This is a genomic window from Puia dinghuensis, from assembly GCF_014642875.1.
Taxonomy (GTDB): domain Bacteria; phylum Bacteroidota; class Bacteroidia; order Chitinophagales; family Chitinophagaceae; genus Puia; species Puia dinghuensis.
This window is the reverse complement of sequence record NZ_BMJC01000005.1, coordinates 563,627-587,416: the sequence shown is the minus strand read 5'-3', so window position 1 is coordinate 587,416 and position 23,790 is coordinate 563,627. Positions and strand designations below refer to the sequence as shown.

Below are 23,790 nucleotides of genomic sequence, written 5' to 3'. Positions count from 1 at the left end.
TGTGCTGTCGGGTGGGCGGGGGATTATTCGATGATCTCGGTGGGCAGCAGCTCTTCGTCTATTTTCCCGGATTTTACGGACAAGAAGTAGCAGTGGTCGTCGCTGTCCAGCGAGAAGGCTTTTGTATAGCGCTCGTTTTGGAAGAGGATGCCTGCTTTGTCGTCACAGGCATAGCCGGGGCCCATTTTGCCGTCGAGGAGGGCGGAGACATAGAGCGGTTTGCGGGTGGGCTCGCTGTGATAGTGCGGACAATGGCTATAAGGCAGGATGCCGAGTCCGTTGACGATGGTCATATTTTTGGGGCGCGAATCGCTGTAGCCGCCGGTGAACCAGCAGAGGGAGCCGGCGCTGCCGCCAGCCAGCACGGTGCCATTGCGGTAGGCCTTCTGCAGGACGGTGTCGATGCCTTGTGCACGCCAGATGGCGATCATGTTAAGCGTATTTCCGCCGCCGACGATGATGGCGTCCATGCTCATGAGCCGTTCTTCGAAGGTTTGTTGTTCGGGAGAGGCGTTGACCCATACGCCGAGATAGTAAGGTTCGACGGAGAGTTCACGACAGAGCGTTAAGAATTGGATGATGGCGTAGGGGTTATCGGCGGAGGCAGTGGGAAGAAAGCATATCTTCGGCTTGGGTTTGCCGGTGAGGGTGATGACCTCTTTTATAAAGGCTTTTTGTAACGCGCCGCCATAGGCGAAGATGGTGCGGGTTGGCGTGGTAGTGTTTTGTGCGAGAAGGGTGCTTCCCAGCAGAAGAAGGACAATCGTTAGATGGCTTAGCTTTTTCATTATATTGAAGTTAAAAAATAAACGGCATTATGAAGGTTTATCAAGATGGATTTTGTATTTCGACGGATTTTGACAAATTAAATTTACGCGCGATTCACCATTTTCTTTCGACGGAAGCCTATTGGTGTTTGAACATTCCTTTTGAGAAGGTGAAGAAAGCGGCGGAAAATTCGCTGAATTTTGGATTGTATGACCCGAGAGGACAACAGATAGGGTATGCGCGGGTGATCTCGGACCGGAGTACGATCGCGTACCTGGGTGATGTGTATGTGTTGCCTGAATTTCGTGGCCGGGGGTTATCCAAGTGGCTTATCGGGACGGTGATGCAGCACCCGGAGTTGCAGGGTTTGCGCAGATGGATCCTGCTGACGGGCGATGCACATGGATTGTACCGGCAATTTGGCTGGGCAGCAATTGCTCATCCGGAGCGGTGGATGGAGGTAACGGTGAGCGGGCCGCCTTATCCGTTGGCTTGACCTTGATTTGGCGAGTTGCGGCGCAGGGTTGGGGACGTCTGCTGCGCCGGCTGTGATGGTTCGGTGGTGTAAGGCGGTGGGTTATAGTTCGGCGGAGGGTTGTAGGTCTGGGGGCCACTTACCGGGTAGGTGTTGTTGATGATGACGGTGGATGGCTGTGTCCGGCTGGTTAAGGCCCAGACGATCGAGATGATCCATCCGATGAAGGTCCACCCCAGGAAGAAATTGAGGGCGAAGATGCCACCGGTGCTGTTGCTCCTGCGGATAAGGGCGACGATGGTCGGCAGGAAATAAGGGATAAAGAAGAGGCCGAAGAGGCCCCAGCCAAAGTGGAATGGGAAAAAGAAGAAAGCGAGTGTCATACCTAAATTTACTGAACTTTTTGGCGCCTGCCAATGGTGATTTTGATGAGCGGCGGTGGGACAGCCGGGGGTGTGGCGGAGGTTTGGGGGTGGATGGTGCGGGGTGGCGGTTCGGGTGCGCGAGGAGATGCCGGGGGTGCGGCGGTGGTGTGGGGGTGGATGGTGCGGGGATGAAATGGAGGTTTTGGGGTTGACCGGCGCGTCAGTTTTTAAGGATTTTGAGGATTTGGGTGTGGCCGTTGGTGTCTTTTACTGCAATGAGATAGATGCCGTTGGGGTAGGGGCTCAGGTCGAGGCTGCCGCCGGAGGCGAAATTATTCACCTGTTGTAATAGTCTTCCATCCAGGGTAAATAGGGTGACGCCGGCCAGCGGGGTTCCGTCGGTGGTGATAGTGCAGCTGTTCCTGGTGGGGTTGGGGTAATAGCTCAGCTGTGCGGTAGAGGCAAAGGACACCACGCGAACGGGAGAATAGACGGAATGATTGTCCTGATCGACCATGTTTAGCCGGTAGTAGTTTTCGCCAGCGGTGGGGTTGGAGTGGATGAAGCCATAGTTGCGCGGGAGGCTGCTGTAGCCGGCGGCTGTCACCCGGCCGATGGTTTGCCAGCTGAGCTGATCGGTGCTGTATTGGACGTCGAAGTAGCTGGTGTTGTTTTCCGTGGCGGTGGTCCATTGCAGACCGGTTTTGCCCGCCTGCGCAGTAGCTGTAAAATCTTCGAGGCTTACGGGCAGGACGACGTTCGTCACGGCTTCGGAAACGCCGATGAGCCACTGGTCGCCGGAATGGTTGGAGCCGCTTGCCCAGGGGCCGCCGCCGTCTCCGCGTACATACAGCTTGAATACCAGTTGGGTGACGGTGCCCGCGACCAGGATCGAGCCCGAGGCAGCACCCGAGCCCGTTACGGAAGAAGGGGTTGCGGAGGAGTTGAGTATCTTATTGGCAGTGACGTTGAGTTCGGGGGAGCCGGATAATTCCGATAGGGTGACCCCAGGGGTCTGACATTCGAGTTCGGTGGTGAATCCCTGCGTATTGTAAAAGGCCCCGATGCCGACGATGTGCAGGACTGGGTTGGCCAGGGGACTGCTGAAGGTGATAGTCAGATTGGCCATGTAGAACCTGCCGGTGGTGGAGAGGTTGGCATGGTAGAGGGGCATAGCTGAAGTGAATACTTGCGTGGCGTAGTTGTTGGTGGTAGAGATGCCTGTCCCGACAGGAACGGTTGGCAGAGAGGTGAAGTCGTTGTTTGGGGCAGCGCTGATGAAGCTCATCTGCGGATATAGACTGGACGCGAGGGCGTTGATGCCGCCATTGTTGATCGCGGCGCCAAAGCAGACACCCGTCTGAGTGGACAGTTCGGTGGATGGCAGCGTATATTGCTGGTTGCTGAGGGAGTACGTACAGGTGACGGTCGGGGTAGTATAAGCGACGAACGTATTGCCGGTGGGGTTGTTGGTGTTATCCTTGAAGGTGATGACCTGGTTGGCGACGGACGGTCCGGGGCCTGCGGGGCCTGCGCCGCTGGCGAACTCGAGCGAGGGTTGAAACTGTGCATTTGCAGTGAGCGTGACCGTCATCACGGTGACCAATAAGCACAAATTCCGGACAGGATACGGATTCACGATAATTGGATTTAGGATTTCTTAGGATATGTCTAGTACGAATCCGATGACAAGATAAGAATTTCTACGCCAGGGTGTGAGGGAAATACACTTATTTTATCATGATTTCCCATAATGGGCGGTTTTCCTGGGATGGGATGGAGGCGGATTGCGGTCGGGCGGTGGGAGGATGTGAGATGGTCGGCGGTGGGTGGTTTGCGGCGGGTTAGTCGGGATCGCTGTCGGCGGGTTTTTGGCGGAAGAGGGAACCAACGACGTCGAAGGGGCCTTTGACCTCGCCCCAGCCCCAGTGGGGGAGGTGGTCTTCGGGAGTGACCGGGTTTTCGGTTGTTTGAGAATTGATGACGGCGATGCGGGTGCCCCATTCGATATGCGCGGTGAAGGTGGACCGGAATTCCGGGTCGTCGGGGAAACCAATCTCGTCTGCGCTCTCCATGATGAGGCGGACCCATTGTTTTCGTTGGACTTCGTTGAGGTGACGGCCGAGGTGTTTGCCGACCATATGTTTTAAGGCGTCTTCGCCATATTCTTCACTATACTTTTTTGGGCCTTTGAGGACTTCTGCCAGGAAGTGCGCGACGTGTATGGGATGGTTGGGCGGCATATGGCGGAAGACGGGTTCGAGGATTGGGTCCTGTAGGACTTTTTTGTAGAAGACACCGGTCAGTTTTTCGAAGGCAGCTATGCCGCCTGCCCATTCGCAAGGTGTGGGGATGCGGATGGGGATCTTTATGACGCGGCCCTGTTGGATGCCACCGGCGGGAGGCAACGTCATGCCACCGTTGGTGGTGACATAGATGCAGTGCCGGTCGTTATCGGTGCGACCAAAGGCTACGGCGGTGGAGCCAGCGAGACCCTGGGGCTCTCCGGCGATGGTGGTGACTGATCGTTGTGGAGTTATTTTTACCACGCTATTATGAATATGGGTAGCGGCGTAGAGATTGCCTTCTTCATCGAAGGCAAAATCATCGAGGTTGATGTTGTCGAGGAGGATTTCCGGCTCCCCGGGCTGGCCGTTGGTCATGGGGATGCGGATGAGGAGCTTTTTATCGGTGTTGGAGATGAAGATTGCATCGCCATGCCGTTTGATGCCGTTGGCTGCGGGCATGGGGGTTTGTGGATGAGCTTTTTCCAATAAGGGATGTTGCAGCCAAATGGTGGAGGTGTTGGCTTTTTGATCGTATTGGTAGATGCAGCCGGTATAGGAATCACAGATGAGGATTGTGTGGTCCTCGAGGATGGTCATGCCATTGAGGAATTGGGCGCCGGCGGGTTGGTGCACCGGTGTGACGGTGTTGTCCGTGAGGAGCCAGATGGTGGGGATGCCGTTGGCATCCCAGCCGTTGATAAGTATTCCGTTGGCCCCGAGGTGGAGGATGCCGGCGGGTTTGCCGTCGATGCGGGCGATTGTGTCGATACGCGCGGGTGTTTCGGTGGCGGCGGTTGCGTTTTCGGCGGTGGTTTGATTTGGGTCGAGCCGATGGATGGCGCCCGCTTCGAGGTTGGTGAAGTAGATGATGCCGGATTCGTCGATGGCGAGATTTTCGAGAAACGTGTTGGGAGGGAAAAGGGCCACCGGTTGAGCGGCTGTTGCGGATATTTTATCCATGGATTTTGTGTTAACTTTATGAAGGTAGGGATTGCTTCTAACTCTTTACAGTAGTAAAAAAATGGTTACCTGGTGAGGAAAAGGTGACCAATACTGGGTTTCAGCCGATTACATATTCATCATGAAAACAGAAAAAAAGGGGCTTTGGGAAGAGCTGCGCCAGGACTTCATGCAAACCGGCGGGTGCCCGGTAAGCGCAACGATCGCGGTGATCGGTGGCAAGTGGAAACCGGTGATCCTTTATTTGATCAGTCATGAGATAAACCGGTTTGGCGAGATGCATGGGATGATCTGTGGCATCAGCAAGAAGATGCTGACCGATCAGCTGCGGGAGCTGGAGCGGGATGGGATCATCGAGCGCAAGGTCTTTGCGGAGATGCCGCCGCGGGTGGAGTATTATATGACGGAGAAGGGGCGGACGTTGCGGCCGATAATTCTCTCTATGAGGGAATGGGGACTAAAATATGCTTTTGGTGAGGGGCATTAAGGGTTCAAGCGGGTGAAGGCAGCCTGAAGTTCGGCGGGACCAGCCTTGGTCATGGCCTCGCTAAAACCGAAGGTGAGTTCTGTCATGCCGGCCTGCAGCTGCGTGAAGATGGCCTCGATGAAGTCGCTCACGGGTGGGAAGCTGTCGTGGATGCCTTTTGCGCCGAGGTCGGTGTTGAGGGCGGGCGGGATGATCTCGATAACCTCGATGTTGCGGGCCTTCAGGGAGTGGCGAAGCGATAGGTTGAAGGAATGAAAGAAAGCTTTCGTTGCGGAGTAGACCGGCGCCTTGGACACGGGGACGAAGGAGAGACCGGAAGTGACGTTCATGACTGTCGTCAGTGGCTGGTGTTGGAGGAAGAGAGAGGTGAGGTGGAGGGGCGCCTCGATGTTGATGGCTATTTCCTGTCTGGCGCGCGAATAGAAATCCTTGTCGGTGATGTTCATCCAGTTTTGGATACCGGCGTTGTTGACGAGTATGTTGAGACCGGGATGTTCCTTTGTAACCCAGGCATACAGGGCTTCTCTTTCGGCGGGATCTTCCAGATCGCATTTTTTTGTAATTAGCCCTGGAAGCTCTGCGGCAGCATCCTTTAGGACATCTTCCCGTCTGCCGCAAACTATCACGGTATTCTTGTGTTGAATGAACCGGCGCGTCAATCCCAGGCCGATGCCGGTGGCGCCACCGGTGATGAGGATAGTATTATTCGAAAGTTGCATGTTGGGGTGGTTGGTTTGAAGAATTAAATATAACAATACAAATATGAAGTACAAATTGTTGGGGAACACAGGACTAAAAGTTTCTGAACTCTGTCTCGGTACGATGACCTTCGGGGGCAAGGGTTGGGCCAAGATGATCGGCAACCTGGACCAGGAGGCGGTGGACAAGGTGGTGAAGCGGTCGATAGATGCGGGTATCAATTTTATCGACACGGCTAATGTTTATTCGGAGGGGTTGTCCGAAGAACTGACCGGACAGTCTATCCGTAATCTTGGGCTGCGCCGGGATGAACTTATCCTGGCGACGAAGGTGCGGGGCGAGATGGGGCCGGGACCGAATGATGTTGGGCTCACGCGCAAGCATATCTTCTTTCAGGTGGAGGAGAGCCTGCGGCGATTACAGACGGATTATATCGATCTGTACCAGGTTCACTCCTTCGATCCGCTGACGCCGGTGGAAGAGACGATCAGGGCGCTGGACGATCTTGTACGATCGGGCAAGGTGCGGTATACCGGCGCCAGCAATTTTGCCGCCTGGCAATTGACGAAGGCGTTGGACCATTCCCATTATACCCGGCAGGCTGCCTTTATTTCGTTGCAGGCCTATTATACGATTGCAGGGCGCGACCTGGAAAGGGAGATCATACCCTTGTTGACGGATCAGCGGGTAGGGCTGATGGTGTGGAGTCCCCTGGCCGGTGGTTTGCTGAGCGGCAAATACAAGCGTGACAACAAGGGCACGGAAGGCGGGCGGCGCATCGGGTTCGATTTCCCGCCGGTGAATAAAGACCGGGCCTTTGACATCATCGATGTGCTGGAGCCGATGGCGAAGGCAAAGAAGGCGTCGGTGGCGCAGCTGGCGCTGGCCTGGTTGCTGCATCAGCCGGCGGTGACTTCTGTCATTATCGGCGCCAATACGATGGAGCAGCTGGAGGATAATCTTCTCTCGCCCGAGGTGAGCTTTAGTGTGGAAGAGCTCCAACGGCTGGATGAGGTGAGTAAGTTGCCGGCGGAATATCCGGGGTGGATGTTGGAGTATACGGGGAGGAATAGGAAGGCGTAGGTGGGGCTGTGAGGATGATTGAAGGTTATTCTGGTTTGAAGAGACCGGCGAGGAATTTTTTCGACTGTGCAACCTCCGATTGAAAGAGCATTGTCATGAGTGCATAAATACCGAAGAACATTAGAATGGGTATGGACGCACTATATGCGATATCAGCGGCATGGTTCCGGACATCCCTGAGGGCGGTGAGTAGTGCGGAGATGCCGGCGGCGCCGAGGAAGCCCATCCCGACGATCACCATGACGAGTTCGAAGGTATGGGGTCGCATGCGGATGGCAATTGTGGTTTTGCCATCCGCATTTGAGAAGCGGCCGGTGATGATGGGGAGGAAGGCTTTGCGTCCAGTGATGATGCGCTTCATGGTGAAACCGTCGGCGGTGAGGGTCCCTATATAGGGTTTGTTCTCCTTTGGTATGCTAATCGACCAGTATCTTGTTGCCTCCAGTTGTGTGAGGAGGTGTTGTTGAGCTTCGGGAATGGTCAGAGGAGTAGATAGGGTATACTTTTCGTATGGGAGGAGTTTCATTTTTTGGTTTGGAGTAGAACAAAGATGCAAAAAAAGTTGCATTGAAATTTGGATAACTAAGAATTTAGTTATTATATTTGTTGTATAACTAAAAACTTAGTTGATGAAACCATTGACAAAGGCTGAAGAGCAGGTGATGCTGGTGTTGTGGCGGCTTGGGAAGGGGTTTTTGAAAGACATTGTAGAAGAGACGCCGGAGCCGAAGCCGCACCCGAACACTATTGCCACGCTGTTGAAGATATTGGTGGAGAAGGAGTATGTGACTTATTCCATAGTGGGGCGGAACAATTGTTATGAACCGCGGATCACGAAAGCAGAATATGGCCGGAAGAGCGCCCAGCAATTGGTAAAGGGATATTTCGAGGGGAGTGCGGCGAAACTGGTGTCGCAGTTTGTGAACGACAAGAAGCTCAGCCTGCAGGAGCTGGAAGAGCTGTTGCAACAGATAAAGTCAGCCAAAAATCCAAAGCCATGATGAGCCTGTCTATTGGTGGTGCGCTGGTGTATGCGCTGAAGTCGGTTTGTATCTCCGCCGTATTGTTCGGGTATTATTGGCTGTTGCTGCGCAACCGATGCTTCCACGGATATAACCGGGTCTACCTGCTGTTGACGGTGTTGCTGGCCGTGGTGATGCCGTTGGTCCCTTTGCCGGGGCTTGCTTTTTGGAGCGGACCGGAGGAGACGCCGGTGTGGTCGGGTGTCATGCATGCGATAGTGGCTGGTGACTGGAAGGAAGTGACGGGTGGTGCGGGGCATCATGTTTCGGCGGGTGTTGTGGATGGTCAGCTATGGGTGCTGGGGGGCTATGCGCTGGTGATGGTGGTTCTGGGGGGAATCTTTTTACGGCAGCTTGTTTTTATTCTTCGATCATATCGGAAATATCCCCGGGAGAGATGGGGAGATTGTGTTCTGCTGCTGACGCGGGAGCCGGGGACGCCTTTCTCTTTTCTAAAGGTCATTTTCTGGAATTTGGAGATTGACAGGGATAGTCCGTCTGGCCGGCAGATGCTGCGCCATGAGCTGGTGCATGTCCGGCGGGGGCATACGATAGACCTGTTGCTGTTGCGGCCGTTGTTGATCGTTTTCTGGTTTAATCCTTTCTTTTACCTCATCTACCGGGAGCTGCGGACCATCCATGAATTCGAGGCCGACGCATGTGCGCTTGGTGATGGGGACCGGTATGCGTATGCGGAGCTGTTGTTGTGGCAGACGCTGGATAGTCAGCATGGGTTGGTTCATTCATTTTTTTCTTCATCAATAAAACGTCGTATCAACATGATCACCCAATTAAATTCTATTAATCCCGGCCGCCTGTGCCGGTGGATGGTATTGCCTTTGTCTTTTTTGCTGTTTTGTGCTTTTTCCGGAAGGAAGCCGCATCCTGTGTCTAAGCCGTTGACGGTGATCATCGATGCCGGTCATGGCGGATCGGATGATGGGGCCGTCGCCTCGAATGGCGTGAAAGAGAAAGATATCAATTTGTCGCTGGCGCGGAAGGTGAAGCAACTGGCTTCCGAGTACGGCGTGAATGTGGTGCTGAGCCGGGATGGAGATGAGCTGTCGGGTGGAAAGAATACCATCGAGGAGTCGCTGCACTACCGGAGTGCGCTTGCCGGCGAAAAGGGGGCTGACCTGTTCATCTCACTGCATGTAAATAGGGGGAGTGTAGCCGATGGAGCGGGATTTCAAATCTATGTATCGAAGGAGAATTCATTGTTTCAACAGAGCGCCCGGCTCGGGGGGGTGTTGATCGACGCGTTGAAGCCGAGCTATACTACCGGGGACAACTTGCGGGAACCTACGCAGGGTGTCTGGGTGTTGCGTCACGCAACTGTTCCGGCTGTGTTGATCGAGTGCGGGGATATCGATTCTGAGAGGGATCGGGCGTTTATCGGTAGTGCGGATAACCAGGAGAAGATTGCGCGGGATATATTGCAGGGGATTGTGCGATATCAGCAGGTGAAGGGATAAGAGCGGCGCCGCCCCGTCAGGGGCGGCGCGGTTGTGTAAGACGGGGCGTTACCGGGTCAGGCGGTAGAGGAAGACGGCGGCGCGGTGGATGAGGAGGGGATATTCTTTGAGGTTGATGGTTTCACCGGCTTTGTGGGCGCCCTGGCCGGAGGCGCCGAGGCCGTCGAGGCAATCAAGATAGCGGGCGATGTCGGAGATGTCACCGGCGCCGCGGGCGCCGGGATCACCGGCTACGGTGGCGCCAATGCCCAGATCTTGGGTGACCTTGTCGAGCTGGGCTACGAGGCGGAGGTTACCGGGGGTGGGTTCCATCGCGGCCAGGCCATCGGTGAAGCGGATGGTGGAATGTGTGCCGGGCAGCGAATTGGCAACGATGGCCCGCATTTTTTCGCGGGCGGCTTGCAATTGGGTTTCGGTGAGGAAACGCAGGTCGCCGGTGACGTGAGTCGCGGGGGAGATGATATTGGTCTTGCCCAGCGCTTCGCCGCGGGCATCCTGGGGATCGACGGTGATGCCGGAGCCGCCGACGATGAGGCCGGGATTGAAGGTGAGGTATTTCTCGCCGCCGAGTTGTTCACGGAAGGTGTTGAGCACCCGGGCGGCTTCATAGATGGCGCCATAGCCGGCGGAATCGCTGAAGACGGTGGCGGAATGACCGGTCTTTGCGGTGACATCGAGCATCCAGCCGCTGGCGCCGCGGCGAGCGGCGGCAACTGTATGGAGACCCATGGCCGACTCGAAGCCCAGGGCGATGTCACAGGTCTTTGCTCTTTCTACGAAATCCTTTCTTGCTACGGAATGCGGCGATCCGGACCGCTCTTCGTCCCCCGTAAAATATGCGATGATATTCATGTCCTTTAGCTGCCCCGCGGCTTCGAGGGCCTGCAGGGCGGTGATCATGACGACGTCACCGCCTTTCATGTCGTTGACGCCCTGGCCGGTGGCGATGGTGTCGTTGAAGACTGTGTAGGGACCTGCGGGCATGTCGGGTTCGAAGACGGTGTCGAGGTGCCCAATGAGGAAGATTTTTTTACTTTTCTTGCCGGCGAGGGTGGGGGAAAGACCGATGTGGGTGGCGACGAGATGACCGGCGCGGTGGAGGGAGTCGGGTTCGCTGATCCATTCGACGGTGAAGCCGAGTTTGCGGAGCTGGGCGGCGTAGAGTTCGCCTACTGCTTTTACACCGGCGATGTTGAGGGTGCCGCTGTTGATGTTGACGGAGCTGATGAGCAACTGCATCGCCTCATTCATGTGGTGGTCGATATAGTCTACGAGCTTTTTTTCGGGAGTGGTGAGTTGGGCGTGCGTGGTGGTGGTCAGCGCGATGAGGCCGATGCCGAGCAGTAGTTTTCTCATAGTGGCTAAGGTAGCGAAATTTCGAGGCGGAAGGAGAGTTTTGTGTTGGATGAGGCGACGGATACTTATTTTTATGTGCGGGATTGGAGGAAAGGTTGTGGGTTGGATCATGCGGTGTTGGATGAAATCGCGCAATAATCAGAAAATATGAAAAGATGGTTTTTGGGAGTGTTTTTGATGAGTGTGCTTGCCTGTGAGGGCCAGGGTGATGACCGGGGAATGTGGCTGAGGTATATGGACAAGGTGGCGAGACCGGTTGTTTCTGCGCTGGCGGAGGACCGGTTGCGGGCGACCATGCCTGTGGTTTTGTCTCCGCGGATCGACAATGCGGTGGAGCGTCGCCGGGTGATGTACCTGGAGGCGTTTGGACGGACGCTGAGTGGGATGGGGCGCTGGCTGGATGGAGAAGGCGGGTCGCCTCAGGAGGTGGCGTTGAGAAAGCAATATCGCGAATGGATGTTGAGGGCCGTTGCTAATGCTGTGAACCCTGCTGCGAAAGATTATATGGTGTGGACGGGCGGACAGCCGCTTGTCGATGCTTCTTTTTTTGCGCTTGGGCTTATCCGTTGTCCCTGGCTGTGGCAGCACCTCGATGCGGGGGTGCAGAAGCAGGTGGTTGCTGCGTTGTTGCAGACGCGGGCTACGGTGCCGGCCTATAGTAATTGGCTACTTTTTCCTGCCGTTATAGAGGCCTTTTTCTGCAAGTATGGCCTCGAATATGATCCGATGCGGATAGAGTTTGCGGTGCGCGAGTTCTCCCAACATTGGTATTTAGGGGATGGAACGTTTGCCGATGGGCCGGCGATGCACCAGGACTATTACAACAGTTATGTGATACAGCCTTTTTTGCTGGCGGTGCTGGATGTTTTTCGTGCGAAGTATGGGGCGTTTGCGACGAAGATGGAGCGGATTGCGCAACGATATGCCGAGTTGCAGGAACGGATGATTGGGGTTGACGGGAGTTACCCGGTGACGGGGCGATCGATCACCTATCGATGTGGGGCCTTTCATGCGTTGGCGGATGTGGCGGCGCGAAGAGAGCTGCCGGCTTCATTGTTGCCGGGCCAGGTGCGGAGTGCGTTGACGGCGGTGATTAGGCGGACGCTGGGGGCTCCGGGAACTTTTACGGTGCAGGGGTGGTTGAATATCGGTCTGGCAGGGCACCAGGAGAATCTTGCCGATGGGTATATCACGATGGGGAGTGAGTATTTGTGTACGGAAGTGTTTCAGCCGTTGGGACTGCCGGATTCCGATGTGTTTTGGGCGGCGCCTGCGGCGCCGTGGACGGCGGTGAAGGTGTGGGGTGGGAGCGATAGTGTGGGTGTGGATCATGCGCTTGATCTGGTTGTAGCGGCGGGACCGGGGGGTGGATCGGGAGTGCACGGGACGGTGGGGCATGAAGATGGACCGGGAGAAGCGGGGATGGAGGATGGGTACAAGCTGGTTTGGGCGGATGAGTTTAATGCCGATGGGGCGCCGGACCCGAAGAATTGGGGGTATGAGAGGGGATTTGTGCGTAACCATGAGGCGCAATGGTATCAGCCGGAGAATGCGTGGTGCAGCGGCGGGCGACTGATCATCGAAGCGAGAAAGGAGAGCAAGCCGAACCCGCTGTATGTTGCGGGGAGTACGGATTGGAAGCGGAAGGATTCGCTTATCCGGTATACTTCCGCGAGTCTGCTGACGCGGGGACTGCACAGCTTTCAATATGGCCGGTTCGAGATGCGGGCGCGGATCGATGTCGACGCGGGATTATGGCCGGCGTTTTGGACACTTGGAGTGAAGGGGGAATGGCCTTCCAATGGAGAGATCGATATCATGGAGTATTACCGGCGGATATTACTGGCCAATATTGCGACGGGTACGAGTAAGCCGCATGCGCCGTTGTGGTTTAGCCGGCGGACACCGTTGGATAGTCTTGGCGGACCCGGATGGGCACGGGAGTTTCATGTATGGCGGATGGATTGGGACTCTGCGATGATCCGGCTGTCGGTGGATGAGCGGACACTGCTTGCGGTGCCGGTGGATAGTTTGAATAATCGTGATGCCTCGGGGGTGAATCCTTTCCGGCAGCCTGAGTACATTATATTGAATCTGGCGCTTGGTGGGGATGCAGGGGGGAGTCTGGAGGGGACGGTGTTTCCGCGGAGGTATGAGATTGATTATGTGAGGGTGTATCAGAAGACGCGTTAGGGATCGGAATGGAAAGCCCGGAGCCCGGCGTAGCGAAGCGAGCTTCGGGCGAGGACTTGGAGTGAGAGCCCGACCCGCCGCCCCGGCCATTGGCCCGACGTTGTGGGCGGGGCGGCGGGGAAAGCCATGGTCGGCATGATTTATGCATACTTGCTCGTTTGGAAATGTTGCGTTGAGTTTATATATTGCATTATCCAATCATTATGAAAAAGCTATTCCTCAGCGTGTTATTGTTGCCCTTTGCGGCCTTTCATGTTCCAACAGAAAATATTGTTGAAGTGCGATCGGGTGCGTGGCCGATCAACCTCGAGCGGAATGCCGATGGGGTTGGGACGTATTCCCTTATTTATCGGAATCAGGAAGTTATGAGTGAGGTGAGTCTGGATACGCTGACCTTTCCGAATCTTGAGCAGTTGAGATATTTTGCCAAGGGGCTGCAGGCGTTGAAGGCGGGACACAGCGGGGATATTGCAAATTTTAAGGATTATTCGATATCCCGGACGGACAAGAAGTACGATGGCGGGATTTGGTATTTGCTGCGGTATCAGTTCGGATCGACGAGTTTTCAACAACCGGAGGCCGATATTATGGGGAAAACTATAAAGGGCTTGTAAGGAGCCGGGCAGATAATAAATATTATCGGTTTTCGTTATCCACAATTAGAAAAAATTTCAACGCTATGAAAAAGCTCCTTCTTTTATTTTTCTTTGCACCTTTTTTCGCCAAGTCACAGTTTACGATCTCGAACAGCAGTACGACGAGTATCGTTGAGTTGCGTACGGGGACGTGGCCTTTGGATCTGCAGAGGGTTATAAAGAACAACGACACCTGTTATGTGCTGACGTTTCGCGATCAGCAGGTGACCGATGATGTGAATATGGCTACGCTGAAATTCGGGAATCTCGAGCAGCTGAGATATTTTGAAAAAGGGTTGTCGACGCTGAGGACCGGTGACAACGGGGAGATGGCGAATTATAAGGATTATACGATCAAGCGGGTGGATGTGAAGAAGGAAGGGGATAAGAAGAGAACCATCTGGTATTCGGTGACGACCAACGACGGTCCGGTGACGAATTTCCAGCAGACGGAGGCCGACAAGATGATTGCGGCGATCAGGACGCTATAAGGGGTCTGCGCGGTTGAGATGTCCGCCGTGGCAATGGGGGACGGATGAACGTTGCGCAACGATCGGAAGGCTGGCGATTGAGGCCACACGGATCAGGTTGTGGCGGGGTCCCAGCCGGGGCGATATTCCCTTGACAAATATTTGTTTATTTCGGGTGCATTGGTGATGCTGCGGTTGCCAGCGTCATATTTCAACATGCGTCCCGAGCGGAGGGCGACGGCGTAGAGGTTGATCGCCTCCGTTATAAATTCGGCTTCACGGAAGTTGCCCGGGAATTGCTGGCCGCTCTTTACTGCGTCGGCAAAGGCCTGGAGGGCGGCTGCACCGTGTTCGACCTGGCTGCGGCGATCGGCTGTGGCAGGATTAGCGGGTTGCGCTTGCGACGCCGCATTTCCACCTATCAGTTTTGGGTCTTGTACATTGAATCCGGCGAGGATCCTGGCTTTGTCACCGACAAACATCATCCCTTCGGCAGGGAGCTGCTTGTTGTCTTCCAGCAGTTGGGTGGGGATGGGCGGGCGCATACCGCCGTCATACCAGCAGAGATCGATGGCGGGGCGGGAGCCTTTTGCCGGGTATTTGAACCGCACGGTGCTGGCTGTGGGGAAGGAGAAGTCATTTTTGATCTGGAAGGGAACGACTTCGTTCATGCCGACGAAATGGCTGAGGCAGGGTTCGACGAGGATGGGGGATTCGAGTTCGAGGGCTTTGAAGACGGTCCAGAGGCTGTAGTGGCCCATGTCTGCCATAGATCCGCCACCGAAATCATACCAGCCACGGAAGACCATATTGGTGTAGTCGGGATGATAGGGGCGTTGGGCTTCGGGTCCGAGCCAGAGATCCCAGTCGAGGCCCTGGGGGACGGGTGGGGTGTCCGTGGGCAGGGTGGTATATTGCGGCCATACGGGACGGTTAGTCCAGTTGTGGACTTCTTTTAGCGTTCCGATGGCACCGCTGTTGATCATGGCCATGACGGGAGTCATGTCGCCATTGGAATCCCAGGGGATGAGGTGGGTGATGACCTTGCTGTTGCGGGCCATTTCGATGACCTTTTTTCCTTCGAGCAGGCGATTGGACAGGGGTTTGTGCACCATGACGTGTTTGCCTTTTTTCATGGCGGCCATGCAGATGACGCCATGGAGGTGATCGGGGGTCATGATCTTTACCGCGTCGAGGTCTTTTTCTTTATCGAGCAATTCGCGATAGTCGGCGTAGGTATGACAGCCTTTGTATTTGAGTTCGGGCCGGACGTTGGCATAGAAGGTCTCGACGATGGATTTGCCGTTTTCGCGGCCGCCGGGGATGGTGTTGTCGCCGCCGGGTTCCCAGTCGGATTTTTTTATCGCTGTACGGATCTCGTTCTTCAGCCAGTCTTTTGCCCAGTCGCGATAGCCGACGGCGTCGCGGTTGGGGTCGACGACAGCTACGACCTGGAATTGAGGGGAGGCCAGGAGGGGCAGGAGTTCGCGGATACCCTGGGTGCCGCAGCCGATGTAGGCGATGGTGATCTTGTCGCTGGGGGCGGTGTAGTTCTTGCCGCCGAGGACGTGGCGGGGCAGGATGGTGATGCCGATGGCGGCGGTGGAGGTGATTTCTACGAATTGGCGGCGGCTGAGGCCGGATGGAGCCGGGCTGAGGCTGGATGAGGTGTGAGTAGTGGAGTCTTTTTTCATGATAGCAAGATTGAGTGTGACAGTAGCTAAATTTAAGGATTTTTTTGGTTGGATGGTGCGGGGGGATTGCCTTGGGGGAGATTGCGGTGGGGGTCACTGCTTCGGGGGAGATTGCGGTGGGGGTGATCGCGGCGGGGTGGCCGGGGTGGGATTAAGATAAAGGAATTTGGTGTAACTTTTCGATTCAAGATTTGCTTATGAAAAAGATTATTTTGTTAGTTGGATTGATGGTAGGAGTTTTTGTGGGAGACTGTGCGGCGGGGGACGCTGTCCCTGATACGATTGTTGCGTTTTTGGGACGGTGGGATGTGACCGTACATTATCCCGGAAGAGAGGTTCCTTCATGGCTGGAGATTCAGACGTCGGGGACTCGGACGCTTGTGGGGCGCTGGGTTGGCGGAGGCGGGAGTGCACGACCTATTTCGAAGATCAATTACGATGGTGCGCGGTTTAGCTTTACCATTCCGCCGCAGTGGGAGCGGGAGGACAGGGACTTGTCTGTCGAGGGGAGTTTGCGAGGAGACAGCCTGGCGGGAAAGCTGGTGATGCCCGACGGGAAGCAGTATTCCTGGGTAGGCAGGCGGTGCCCTTCGATGCAGCGGATGAGGGAGCCGGTGTGGGGGACGCCTGTGAAGATATTTGACGGGGTGTCGCTAAAGGGATGGCATGCGCTTGGGAATAACCAGTGGCAGGCCGTCGATGGCGTGCTGCGCAGTCCCCATAGCGGGGCGAATATCGCGACGGATGAGAAATTTAGTGATTTTAAGTTACATATCGAGTTCCGCTATCCGGCGGGCAGCAACAGTGGGGTATACCTGCGTGGGCGCTATGAGTTGCAAATAGAAGATACGGGTGGGCAGGAGCCGCCGAATAATGAGATCGGGGCGATCTATGGATTCCTTTCGCCGGCAGAGAAGGCCGGGAAGTCCGCGGGGGAATGGCAGACGTATGATGTGACGCTGGTGGGGCGGATGGTGACGGTTGTGTTCAATGGGAAGACGGTGATCTGCCACCAGGAGATCCCGGGGATCACGGGTGGGGCGTTGGATAGTAATGAGGGAGAGCCGGGGCCGATCTATCTGCAGGGGGATCATGGGCCGATAGAGTTTAGGAATATTACGATTTCGAAGGAGAGGTAGGGAGGCTTTTGCGTGAGGCGGGATTATTGCCGCGCTTTTCGCGTTCTTTTGAGATGAGTTGTTGGAGCAGTTTTTCGGAAGGGAGTTTTGTCATGTACTTCGAGACAAAGACCTTTTGAGCCAACCCCGAAGTCGCGTATTTGACCAGGGTTTCGCTCTTGTCGGTGCAAAGGATGATGCCGATGGGAAGGTTGTCGCCTTCGGCTGCTTCGTTCTCCTTGAAGTAATTCAGATACATATGCATTTGGCCGGCGTCGGCTGGGGTGAATTTGCCCATTTTGAGATCGATGAGGATATGGCATCGCAGGAGCCGGTGGTAGAAGACCAGGTCGATGCGGTAGTGGGTGTTGTCGAAGGTGATTCGTTTTTGCCTTGCTTCGAAGCAAAAGCCCCTGCCCATTTCGAGGAGAAATTTTTGGAGATGATCGATGATTGCCTGCTCGAGATCGGTGCGTTCGAATAGCATGCTGTCCATTGCATGGCGGAGTTCACGGACGGACCAGTTGTTTTTGATGGATTCGATTTCGTAGAAGGTGCGTTTGAGGGGAGAGTCAGCGTGGAGTAATTCGACGAAATGGCTGAAGGAAAGTTTGTTTAATAGAATGTCGGCGGGGGTGGGTGGAATCTTCTGAGATTTATATGGCAGTGTCGGATAAATTTTATTTGATCGGTTAATAGCTGTTTGAAATTCTCTTGACAGTGTCAATAAAATTTGGGGATAGGTACGATAAAATTGGACGTATACATGCAATACTGGAAAGGATAAGCCTCTTATTCTTGTTTTCTTTAACCGTTGCGCCAGTTTCTCCAGTAATTGATCGCCATATTTTGCCCTGTCCTTTCCTCTTTGTTCGTATTCTACGATATAGTAGCCAATTACCCAGTTGCGAAGGGTGAGAGATGTGTTGACCTGTCGTTGTGTTTGATCTAAAAAGAATTTGTTGGCTTTCTGTATTGCCTGAACGAGGTCGTTAATGCCCGATAAGCTGATAGCTTTCGTTGCCATTGCGTTGGTTGGTGAAATGATCGGGATTTTTGTCTGCACTCTCCCTGGATCATTTCTTTAATGCAAGGAAGTTGTTCAGTGCCGGGGCACTGCGATATTTGGTTGTATGTGCTTAAAGAGCAGGTGATGAAGATACGAAATTATTTTCAGTCAAAGCCAGGGATGGGGCAGGCTTGCGGCGGTGGGGCGGGACGGTTGGTGGGGAGCGGCTGGGGCGGTGGGTTAGTCGGCGGGGCAGGTGACGGATTTGGGATCGGAGTTTTCTTCGAGGATGAGGGAGGTGTTGGTTTCGCCGTATTGTTCGAGTTGTTGGATGAGCGCGGCGAGACGTTCGCTGGAGGAGGTGACGATTTTTAGGAGAATGGAATAATTGCCTGTGACGGTATACCATTCGGTAATCTCGGGGATGGATTCGACGAGGCGGATTATTTCATGGTGTTTTAGTTGCGCCGTAGATGTTTTGAAAAAGATGAAGGCGCGAATGGTGAGGCCGAGTTTGTCGAGGTCGAGGACGGTACGATATCCCTTTATATAGCCGAGGTCTTCGAGTTTTTGAATGCGATCGGCTACTGCAGGGGCGGAGAGGCCGACTCTTCTGCCGATCTCCACGGCGGGCAGACGGCCGTCTTTTTGTAGTTCTTCCAGGATGTTTCGGTTCAGAGAGTCGAGCAGTTTATTATTTAATGGTTTTCCCATAAAGAAAGATTGAAAGCAAGGACTTCGGTGGTGAATTTCTTATAAAATAAGGCCTGTTTTGCAGAGGTGAGGATTATTTTCGAGAATGAATATAACGGAAAATTTGCGAAGCCTTTTCGCCGCTTGCCGAAATTCCATTGCCGGGAGTGTTTTTTGCGTTGCGATGGTTTGTGGGGCTGGCGGGGTGCGGGCACAGACTGCCGTCATTGAGTTTAGGTCTTACACAGTGCGACCGGGGACCCGGGACAGTTTTCACCGGCTTGTTGTGGAGCGATCGCTGCCGATGCTCAACCGCTGGAAGATTGCTGTCCTGGGTTACGGCGCCTCGTTACAGGAAGATAGTAGCTACTATCTTATCCGCGCATATCCGAGTTTGGAGGAACGGCAGCGACAGGAAGAGGCCTTTTATGGGAGCGCCGAATGGAAGCAGGGACCGCGGGCTGCGGACAGTGCGGCGCTGAGTGCCTTGAATAAGCAGTTTATCGAAAATTTTGTACGCCAGGATGCGGTGCGGCATGCCGCGATGATCCATCGTGATTTTGTTTGTATAGAGTCTGACGGGCATATTGTCGGGCGGGATGAGTATTTGAAGGGGTGGGCGACGGCGTACCGGCGTAGTGGGTATACGTCGTTCGGGTATACGGATGAGGTGATAAAGATATTTGGGAATACCGCGCTGGTAAGGAGTAAGACGGTATATACTAAGTTATTGGATGGGAAGGAGGTGAAGGGGAATAGTTTATATACGGATACGTATGTTAAGGAGGACGGGGTATGGAGGTGCGTGCAGGCGCAGTTGACGCCTGTGAAATAGGGGTGGGGTTTCACACTTGAGATGGTCACATGAGATGGGTCAAAGGAGGGGTTTGAGGACCTTCCAGACGTTGTTGGCGACGAGGCGGTGGCCCTCGGCGGTGGGGTGGATGCCGTCATGTTGGTTGAGCCGGGGGATACCGCCCACGTTTTGGAGAAGGAAGGGGACGAGCGCAGTGTTGTTTTTGGCGGCGAGGGCGGGGAAGAGGTTGCGGAAGGCCGTGGCGTAGACGCTGCCCATGGATGGAGGCACCTGCATTCCGGCGAGGACGATGCGCGCAGAGGGGTAGCGGGCTTTTACCGAGTCGATGATCGCCTGGAGGTTGGCGGTGGTGCCAGTTACAGGGATCCCGCGCAGGCCGTCGTTGGCGCCGAGCTCGAGGACGAAGATGTCCACGGGTTGACGAAGCACCCAGCCGATGCGGTTTTTGCCGCCCGAAGTGGTTTCTCCGCTGACGCCTGCATTGGTGACCTGGTAGGGCAGGTGAAGGGAGTCGATGCGGTGTTTGATCACTTCGGGAAAGGCCTGGTCGGGGCTGACGCCATAGCCGGCGGTGAGGCTGTCGCCAAAGAATATGATGTGTTTTTGCGGGTGCGACTGGAATGCGGAAAAGAAAAGGATAAAGAACAACAATTGTACCGGCATAGTTGTAAATTGTATTTGTGGAAACCGCCCTAAAGTTAAACAATGTCAGTAAGACCTATTATTTAGCCGGCAAAACGTTGCGCGTGTTGGATGATGTCAGCTTCTCCGTAGAGGCGGGATCGACGACGGCTATTGTCGGTCCGTCGGGCAGCGGGAAGACGACCCTGCTGGGACTTAGCGCTGGTCTCGATCGCAGCACGTCCGGGACGATCGAACTAAACAATATTCCGCTCGGCGATCTGAACGAGGACGATCGAGCGGCTGTCCGCAACCGTTATATCGGGTTTATTTTCCAAAATTTTCAGTTGATGCCGACGCTGACCGCGTTGGAGAATGTGATGGTTCCCATGGAGCTGAGGGGGGAGAAGAATGTCCGGACCAGGGGCAAGGAGTTGCTTGACCGGGTAGGACTTGGGGACCGGTTGACGCACTATCCCGTTCAGTTATCCGGTGGTGAGCAGCAGCGGGTGTCGCTTGCGCGAGCTTTTGCCAACCAGCCGAGGATCCTTTTTGCGGATGAGCCTACTGGCAACCTGGATGCGGAGACGAGCGGGAAGATAACGCAGCTTCTTTTTGAACTTAACCGGCAGGCGGGTACGACGCTTATCCTTGTGACGCATAATACGGAGCTGGCGGCAAGCACGCAGCGCATTATCCGGCTCGCAGGAGGCCGTATTATCGCCGATGAGAAACAATAAATTATTTGACGCGAGCGGGCCGGGGGGTGCGGGGGGGAACGCCGACGGGCCTGGGGGTGGAGGGGGGAACGCCGACGGGCCCGGTGCGGGTGGGGGCTTTTATGGGGAGTCAGGGGCTGGTGGTGGTAGGGGGCCGGGTTTGGTGTGGTATTTTCTTATGGCCTGGAGGGATAGCCGCCGCAACCGGGGCCGGTTGTTTCTTTTCATCTCATCTATCATATTGGGTATTGCAGCCCTTGTATCTACGCTTTCTTTTGGACATAACCTTCGTGTAGGGATCGACGACCAGGCGAAGACCCTCGTCGGGGCCGATCTTGTGATGAGGGGCTTCCGGCCTCCTGCGCCCAAGCTGCTCGCCCTTGTAGATTCGGCGCCCAACCGGCATGCCGAGGAACGGAGTTTTGCTTCCATGATCTTATTTGTCAAGAGCGGGCAGAGCCGGCTGGTGGAGGTGAGGGCCCTGGAGGGGGATTATCCTTTTTATGGAACCTTGCAGACGACGCCCGCGTCAGCGGGCGTCGATTTCAGAAACGGGCGGATGGCGCTTGTAGATAAAACCCTGCTGCTGCAGTATGGGGGCCATCCCGGCGACAGCGTCCGTATTGGTACCCTGAACTTTGTCATAGCGGGTAGTCTTGACCAGGCGCCAGGGCGGAACGAAATTTCAACGACGGTGGCGCCACCGGTGTTTATCCCGTTGCGTTACCTGCAAGAGGCGGGTTTACTGAAGATGGGCAGCCGGGTAGATTACCGGTACTATTATCAATACCCGAAGTCAGATATAAGGAAGTTGATGGCAGCCATTACGCCACGGCTGGAGAAGGCGGATCAGCAATTTGATACCGTTGACACAAGGAAGCGAAATCTGGGCCGGGCTTTTGGCGACCTGACACAATTCCTGATACTGATCAGTTTTGTCGCGTTGTTGCTGGGCTGCGTGGGCGTGGGGAGCAGCGTGAATATCTACATCAAAGAAAAGATAATGGATGTCGCCGTCCTGCGTTGCCTGGGGATAAAGGCCCGGCAGGCTTTTTTTATCTACCTGATACAGGTGATGGGCATCGGGCTGATCGGCGGAATTCTGGGCGCTATCCTGGGTGTAGCCATCCAACAGCTGTTGCCCGGGGTGTTGAAGGATATCCTGCCCCTACAGACCCGCTTCCAGGTCTCGTGGCCGGCGGTGGGGGAAGGAGTGATGGTGGGGTTGGGCATCTCTGTGTTATTTGCTTTGGTGCCGCTGTTGTCGATAAGGAAGATATCCCCGATGTACATTTTGCGATCGGCGGTAGAGGGTGTGGGTGGCCGTTTGGACCCATTGAAATGGCTGGTGTTCGCCGCCATCCTGGTTTTTATCACCGGCTTTGCCTTTCTGCGGATGCAGAGCTGGGGGAAGGCGATAGCCTTTACCGTCAGCCTGGTTGTCGCCTTTCTCGCTCTTGCCGGGATGGCCCGGTTGCTGATGTTCCTTGTGCGCCGTTTCTTCCCCATGCGCTGGAGCTATCTGTGGCGGCAGGGTTTTGCCAACCTATACCGGCCGAATAATCAGACGTTGATACTTGTGGTGACGATCGGGCTTGGAACGACTTTTATCGGTACGCTATATTTTGTTCAGCAGATGCTGATCGACAGGGTAACGCTTGCGGCCAACAGTAATCAAGGGAATATGATCCTTTTCGATATCCAGCGGGATGAGCTGGCGGGTGTGGACAGCCTGGTACGGAGCGCAGGGCTGCCGATACTGCAGGAGGTGCCGATCGTTACGATGAGGGTGCAGTCCATCCGGGGGGTGACCGCGGAAATGGCGGTGGCGCAGGATACGGGTAGGGAGGCCGATGGAGAGCGCCGGCGGGAAGGATTTGGCGGTGGGCCGAGGGGTGGTTTTGGCGGGGGAAGGAGTGAGAACAGGGATGGTGGAGGATCGAACGGGGCAGAGAGTGGTGGTGGAGAGGATAGTGTGAGGGCCGGAAGCGGGAGGCGAGGACTGCCTGCGCCCTGGGTATTCAATAGGGAAGAGCGGGTAACCTACAGGGATTCGCTGTTGTCGTCGGAGAAGCTTGTCGCGGGGAAGTTGGGAAAACCGGTGAAGAGCGCGGCCGACCCGATCTATATCAGCCTAGATGAAGAGTTTGCCCGCCGGCAGTTTCATGTGGGGGTGGGAGATTCGGTCGTATTTGACGTACAGGGCATACCGATGACGACCATCGTGGGCAGCTTGCGGACGATTGACCGGCGACGGTTGCAGCCGAACTTTGGGATCGTTTTCCCGTCGGGAGTTTTGGAGCAGGCACCGCAATTCCGGGTACTGATCACCGAAGTATCCTCACCGGAGCAGTCCGCGCGTTTTCAGCAGGCCGTAGTGCGGCGGTTCCCCACGGTGTCGATGATCGACCTGCGGCTGGTGCTCAGGGTTTTGAATGATATCCTTGGGAAGATTGGGTTTGTCATCCGGTTTATGGCCGGGTTTAGCATATTGACGGGTGTGGTGGTGCTTATCGCTTCGGTGCTGATCAGTAAATTCCAACGGGTGCAGGAGAGTGTGTTATTGCGGACGCTTGGCGCGAGCCGGCGGCAGGTGCGGACGATTCAGCTGCTGGAGTATTTTTTCCTGGGTTCGCTTGCTGCCGCGACGGGTATCCTGCTAGCGCTGGGGATGACCCAACTGATGGCCCGGCTTGCACTGGAGAGCACTTTTACGGTGCATTGGATGGGGGTGATAGAGATTTTTGTATTTGTCTGCGGATTGACGGTTTTGATAGGGTGGTCCAATAGCAGAGAGGTGCTGAACAAGCCTCCCCTGGAGATATTACGCAAGGAAGGGTAGG

General features: G+C 55.2%; 24 protein-coding genes. 13 read left to right on the top strand and 11 right to left on the bottom strand.

The window, feature by feature from the left end; translation table 11 throughout:
- Positions 1-23: 23 nt before the first annotated feature.
- On the bottom strand, positions 24-788 hold the full coding sequence (locus IEY39_RS23985; protein WP_188936482.1) for a Type 1 glutamine amidotransferase-like domain-containing protein: 765 nt from the start codon (positions 786-788) through the stop codon (positions 24-26).
- 29 nt (positions 789-817) lie between these two features.
- Here IEY39_RS23985 and IEY39_RS23980 point away from each other — a divergent pair, with 29 nt between their 5' ends.
- Positions 818-1,264, top strand: a complete 447-nt coding sequence (locus tag IEY39_RS23980; RefSeq protein WP_188936480.1) for a GNAT family N-acetyltransferase — start codon at positions 818-820, stop codon at positions 1,262-1,264.
- On the opposite strand, the gene IEY39_RS23975 is transcribed toward IEY39_RS23980, so the two are convergent.
- The gene (locus tag IEY39_RS23975) at positions 1,249-1,626 is read right to left on the bottom strand and encodes a superinfection immunity protein (RefSeq protein WP_188936478.1); all 378 of its coding nucleotides are present in this window, start codon (positions 1,624-1,626) and stop codon (positions 1,249-1,251) included. The genes IEY39_RS23980 and IEY39_RS23975 overlap by 16 nt on opposite strands.
- Before the next feature lie 33 nt (positions 1,627-1,659).
- Between IEY39_RS23975 and IEY39_RS23970 the strand changes: the two genes are divergently transcribed.
- On the top strand, positions 1,660-1,800 hold the full coding sequence (locus tag IEY39_RS23970; protein ID WP_188936477.1) for a hypothetical protein: 141 nt from the start codon (positions 1,660-1,662) through the stop codon (positions 1,798-1,800).
- 28 nt (positions 1,801-1,828) lie between these two features.
- Here the strand turns inward: IEY39_RS23970 and IEY39_RS23965 are convergent, their stop codons facing one another.
- A complete protein-coding gene (locus IEY39_RS23965) occupies positions 1,829-3,247 on the bottom strand; it encodes a T9SS type A sorting domain-containing protein (protein ID WP_188936476.1) in 1,419 nt (472 codons plus the stop codon).
- Positions 3,248-3,452: 205 nt separating this feature from the next.
- Positions 3,453-4,856 (bottom strand): globin domain-containing protein, encoded by a 1,404-nt coding sequence (locus IEY39_RS23960; protein WP_188936475.1) that lies wholly within the window; start codon positions 4,854-4,856, stop codon positions 3,453-3,455.
- Between the two features lie 121 nt (positions 4,857-4,977).
- Between IEY39_RS23960 and IEY39_RS23955 the strand changes: the two genes are divergently transcribed.
- Complete coding sequence (locus IEY39_RS23955) at positions 4,978-5,343, top strand: winged helix-turn-helix transcriptional regulator (protein WP_229689063.1); 366 nt, start codon at positions 4,978-4,980, stop codon at positions 5,341-5,343.
- Here the strand turns inward: IEY39_RS23955 and IEY39_RS23950 are convergent.
- Positions 5,340-6,062 (bottom strand): SDR family oxidoreductase, encoded by a 723-nt coding sequence (locus IEY39_RS23950; RefSeq protein ID WP_188936474.1) that lies wholly within the window; start codon positions 6,060-6,062, stop codon positions 5,340-5,342. The two genes, IEY39_RS23955 and IEY39_RS23950, sit on opposite strands and share 4 nt — an antisense overlap.
- 43 nt (positions 6,063-6,105) lie before the next feature.
- On the opposite strand from IEY39_RS23950, the gene IEY39_RS23945 reads away from it, so the two are divergent.
- The gene (locus tag IEY39_RS23945; protein ID WP_188936473.1) at positions 6,106-7,125 is read left to right on the top strand and encodes an aldo/keto reductase; all 1,020 of its coding nucleotides are present in this window, start codon (positions 6,106-6,108) and stop codon (positions 7,123-7,125) included.
- A gap of 25 nt (positions 7,126-7,150) precedes the next feature.
- On the opposite strand, the gene IEY39_RS23940 is transcribed toward IEY39_RS23945, so the two are convergent.
- Positions 7,151-7,651 carry a hypothetical protein gene (locus IEY39_RS23940; protein ID WP_188936472.1) on the bottom strand — a complete coding sequence of 167 codons (501 nt, stop codon included), beginning with the start codon at positions 7,649-7,651 and terminating at the stop codon, positions 7,151-7,153.
- Positions 7,652-7,754: 103 nt separating this feature from the next.
- Here IEY39_RS23940 and IEY39_RS23935 point away from each other — a divergent pair, with 103 nt between their 5' ends.
- Together IEY39_RS23935 and IEY39_RS23930 are read left to right on the top strand one after the other, a co-directional pair.
- The gene (locus IEY39_RS23935) at positions 7,755-8,126 is read left to right on the top strand and encodes a BlaI/MecI/CopY family transcriptional regulator (protein WP_188936471.1); all 372 of its coding nucleotides are present in this window, start codon (positions 7,755-7,757) and stop codon (positions 8,124-8,126) included.
- Entirely contained in the window at positions 8,123-9,622 is a 1,500-nt protein-coding gene (locus IEY39_RS23930) for an N-acetylmuramoyl-L-alanine amidase (RefSeq protein ID WP_188936469.1), read from the top strand. The genes IEY39_RS23935 and IEY39_RS23930 overlap by 4 nt, the downstream gene beginning before the upstream one ends.
- Positions 9,623-9,670: 48 nt before the next feature.
- On the opposite strand, the gene IEY39_RS23925 is transcribed toward IEY39_RS23930, so the two are convergent.
- Positions 9,671-10,978, bottom strand: coding sequence for a M20/M25/M40 family metallo-hydrolase (locus tag IEY39_RS23925; RefSeq protein WP_188936467.1), 1,308 nt, complete (start codon positions 10,976-10,978; stop codon positions 9,671-9,673).
- Between the two features lie 147 nt (positions 10,979-11,125).
- Between IEY39_RS23925 and IEY39_RS29935 the strand changes: the two genes are divergently transcribed.
- The 3 genes from IEY39_RS29935 (at position 11,126) to IEY39_RS23905 (ending at position 14,297) form a co-directional block, all read left to right on the top strand.
- Entirely contained in the window at positions 11,126-13,171 is a 2,046-nt protein-coding gene (locus tag IEY39_RS29935; protein ID WP_229689062.1) for a DUF2264 domain-containing protein, read from the top strand.
- A 203-nt stretch (positions 13,172-13,374) separates the two neighbouring features.
- On the top strand, positions 13,375-13,785 hold the full coding sequence (locus IEY39_RS23910) for a hypothetical protein (RefSeq protein ID WP_188936465.1): 411 nt from the start codon (positions 13,375-13,377) through the stop codon (positions 13,783-13,785).
- 65 nt (positions 13,786-13,850) lie between these two features.
- Positions 13,851-14,297 carry a hypothetical protein gene (locus IEY39_RS23905; RefSeq protein ID WP_188936463.1) on the top strand — a complete coding sequence of 149 codons (447 nt, stop codon included), beginning with the start codon at positions 13,851-13,853 and terminating at the stop codon, positions 14,295-14,297.
- A 92-nt stretch (positions 14,298-14,389) separates the two neighbouring features.
- On the opposite strand, the gene IEY39_RS23900 is transcribed toward IEY39_RS23905, so the two are convergent.
- Positions 14,390-15,970: a Gfo/Idh/MocA family protein gene (locus IEY39_RS23900; protein WP_188936461.1), complete on the bottom strand. Its 1,581-nt coding sequence runs from the start codon at positions 15,968-15,970 to the stop codon at positions 14,390-14,392.
- A 197-nt stretch (positions 15,971-16,167) separates the two neighbouring features.
- Between IEY39_RS23900 and IEY39_RS23895 the strand changes: the two genes are divergently transcribed.
- Positions 16,168-17,109, top strand: coding sequence for a 3-keto-disaccharide hydrolase (locus IEY39_RS23895; protein WP_188936460.1), 942 nt, complete (start codon positions 16,168-16,170; stop codon positions 17,107-17,109).
- Here IEY39_RS23895 and IEY39_RS23890 read toward each other — a convergent pair.
- Together IEY39_RS23890 and IEY39_RS23885 are read right to left on the bottom strand one after the other, a co-directional pair.
- Positions 17,087-18,115: a PDDEXK nuclease domain-containing protein gene (locus IEY39_RS23890; RefSeq protein ID WP_188936458.1), complete on the bottom strand. Its 1,029-nt coding sequence runs from the start codon at positions 18,113-18,115 to the stop codon at positions 17,087-17,089. The two genes, IEY39_RS23895 and IEY39_RS23890, sit on opposite strands and share 23 nt — an antisense overlap.
- 222 nt (positions 18,116-18,337) lie before the next feature.
- Entirely contained in the window at positions 18,338-18,811 is a 474-nt protein-coding gene (locus IEY39_RS23885; protein WP_188936456.1) for an Lrp/AsnC family transcriptional regulator, read from the bottom strand.
- Between the two features lie 85 nt (positions 18,812-18,896).
- On the opposite strand from IEY39_RS23885, the gene IEY39_RS23880 reads away from it, so the two are divergent.
- A complete protein-coding gene (locus IEY39_RS23880) occupies positions 18,897-19,625 on the top strand; it encodes a DUF4440 domain-containing protein (protein ID WP_188936453.1) in 729 nt (242 codons plus the stop codon).
- A 39-nt stretch (positions 19,626-19,664) separates the two neighbouring features.
- Here the strand turns inward: IEY39_RS23880 and IEY39_RS23875 are convergent, their stop codons facing one another.
- Positions 19,665-20,270, bottom strand: coding sequence for an arylesterase (locus IEY39_RS23875; RefSeq protein WP_188936451.1), 606 nt, complete (start codon positions 20,268-20,270; stop codon positions 19,665-19,667).
- 17 nt (positions 20,271-20,287) lie between these two features.
- On the opposite strand from IEY39_RS23875, the gene IEY39_RS23870 reads away from it, so the two are divergent.
- Positions 20,288-20,968, top strand: coding sequence for an ABC transporter ATP-binding protein (locus IEY39_RS23870; RefSeq protein WP_188936449.1), 681 nt, complete (start codon positions 20,288-20,290; stop codon positions 20,966-20,968).
- A complete protein-coding gene (locus IEY39_RS23865) occupies positions 20,955-23,789 on the top strand; it encodes an ABC transporter permease (RefSeq protein WP_188936447.1) in 2,835 nt (944 codons plus the stop codon). The genes IEY39_RS23870 and IEY39_RS23865 overlap by 14 nt, the downstream gene beginning before the upstream one ends.
- Position 23,790 lies beyond the last annotated feature (1 nt).

Excerpts from the sequence above, each read along its gene's own strand:
- IEY39_RS23935 (WP_188936471.1), top strand. The coding sequence starts at position 7,755 with ATGAAACCATTGACAAAGGCTGAAGAGCAGGTGATGCTGGTGTTGTGG.
- IEY39_RS23895 (WP_188936460.1), top strand. The coding sequence starts at position 16,168 with ATGAAAAAGATTATTTTGTTAGTTGGATTGATGGTAGGAGTTTTTGTG.
- IEY39_RS23890 (WP_188936458.1), bottom strand. The coding sequence starts at position 18,115 with ATGGCAACGAAAGCTATCAGCTTATCGGGCATTAACGACCTCGTTCAG.
- IEY39_RS23955 (WP_229689063.1), top strand. The coding sequence starts at position 4,978 with ATGAAAACAGAAAAAAAGGGGCTTTGGGAAGAGCTGCGCCAGGACTTC.
- IEY39_RS23865 (WP_188936447.1), top strand. The coding sequence starts at position 20,955 with ATGAGAAACAATAAATTATTTGACGCGAGCGGGCCGGGGGGTGCGGGG.
- IEY39_RS23970 (WP_188936477.1), top strand. The coding sequence starts at position 1,660 with ATGGTGATTTTGATGAGCGGCGGTGGGACAGCCGGGGGTGTGGCGGAG.
- IEY39_RS23905 (WP_188936463.1), top strand. The coding sequence starts at position 13,851 with ATGAAAAAGCTCCTTCTTTTATTTTTCTTTGCACCTTTTTTCGCCAAG.
- IEY39_RS23900 (WP_188936461.1), bottom strand. The coding sequence starts at position 15,970 with ATGAAAAAAGACTCCACTACTCACACCTCATCCAGCCTCAGCCCGGCT.
- IEY39_RS23880 (WP_188936453.1), top strand. The coding sequence starts at position 18,897 with ATGAATATAACGGAAAATTTGCGAAGCCTTTTCGCCGCTTGCCGAAAT.
- IEY39_RS23885 (WP_188936456.1), bottom strand. The coding sequence starts at position 18,811 with ATGGGAAAACCATTAAATAATAAACTGCTCGACTCTCTGAACCGAAAC.
- IEY39_RS23910 (WP_188936465.1), top strand. The coding sequence starts at position 13,375 with ATGAAAAAGCTATTCCTCAGCGTGTTATTGTTGCCCTTTGCGGCCTTT.
- IEY39_RS23980 (WP_188936480.1), top strand. The coding sequence starts at position 818 with ATGAAGGTTTATCAAGATGGATTTTGTATTTCGACGGATTTTGACAAA.
- IEY39_RS23940 (WP_188936472.1), bottom strand. The coding sequence starts at position 7,651 with ATGAAACTCCTCCCATACGAAAAGTATACCCTATCTACTCCTCTGACC.
- IEY39_RS23950 (WP_188936474.1), bottom strand. The coding sequence starts at position 6,062 with ATGCAACTTTCGAATAATACTATCCTCATCACCGGTGGCGCCACCGGC.
- IEY39_RS23960 (WP_188936475.1), bottom strand. The coding sequence starts at position 4,856 with ATGGATAAAATATCCGCAACAGCCGCTCAACCGGTGGCCCTTTTCCCT.
- IEY39_RS23945 (WP_188936473.1), top strand. The coding sequence starts at position 6,106 with ATGAAGTACAAATTGTTGGGGAACACAGGACTAAAAGTTTCTGAACTC.
- IEY39_RS23925 (WP_188936467.1), bottom strand. The coding sequence starts at position 10,978 with ATGAGAAAACTACTGCTCGGCATCGGCCTCATCGCGCTGACCACCACC.
- IEY39_RS23975 (WP_188936478.1), bottom strand. The coding sequence starts at position 1,626 with ATGACACTCGCTTTCTTCTTTTTCCCATTCCACTTTGGCTGGGGCCTC.
- IEY39_RS23985 (WP_188936482.1), bottom strand. The coding sequence starts at position 788 with ATGAAAAAGCTAAGCCATCTAACGATTGTCCTTCTTCTGCTGGGAAGC.
- IEY39_RS29935 (WP_229689062.1), top strand. The coding sequence starts at position 11,126 with ATGAAAAGATGGTTTTTGGGAGTGTTTTTGATGAGTGTGCTTGCCTGT.
- IEY39_RS23930 (WP_188936469.1), top strand. The coding sequence starts at position 8,123 with ATGATGAGCCTGTCTATTGGTGGTGCGCTGGTGTATGCGCTGAAGTCG.
- IEY39_RS23875 (WP_188936451.1), bottom strand. The coding sequence starts at position 20,270 with ATGCCGGTACAATTGTTGTTCTTTATCCTTTTCTTTTCCGCATTCCAG.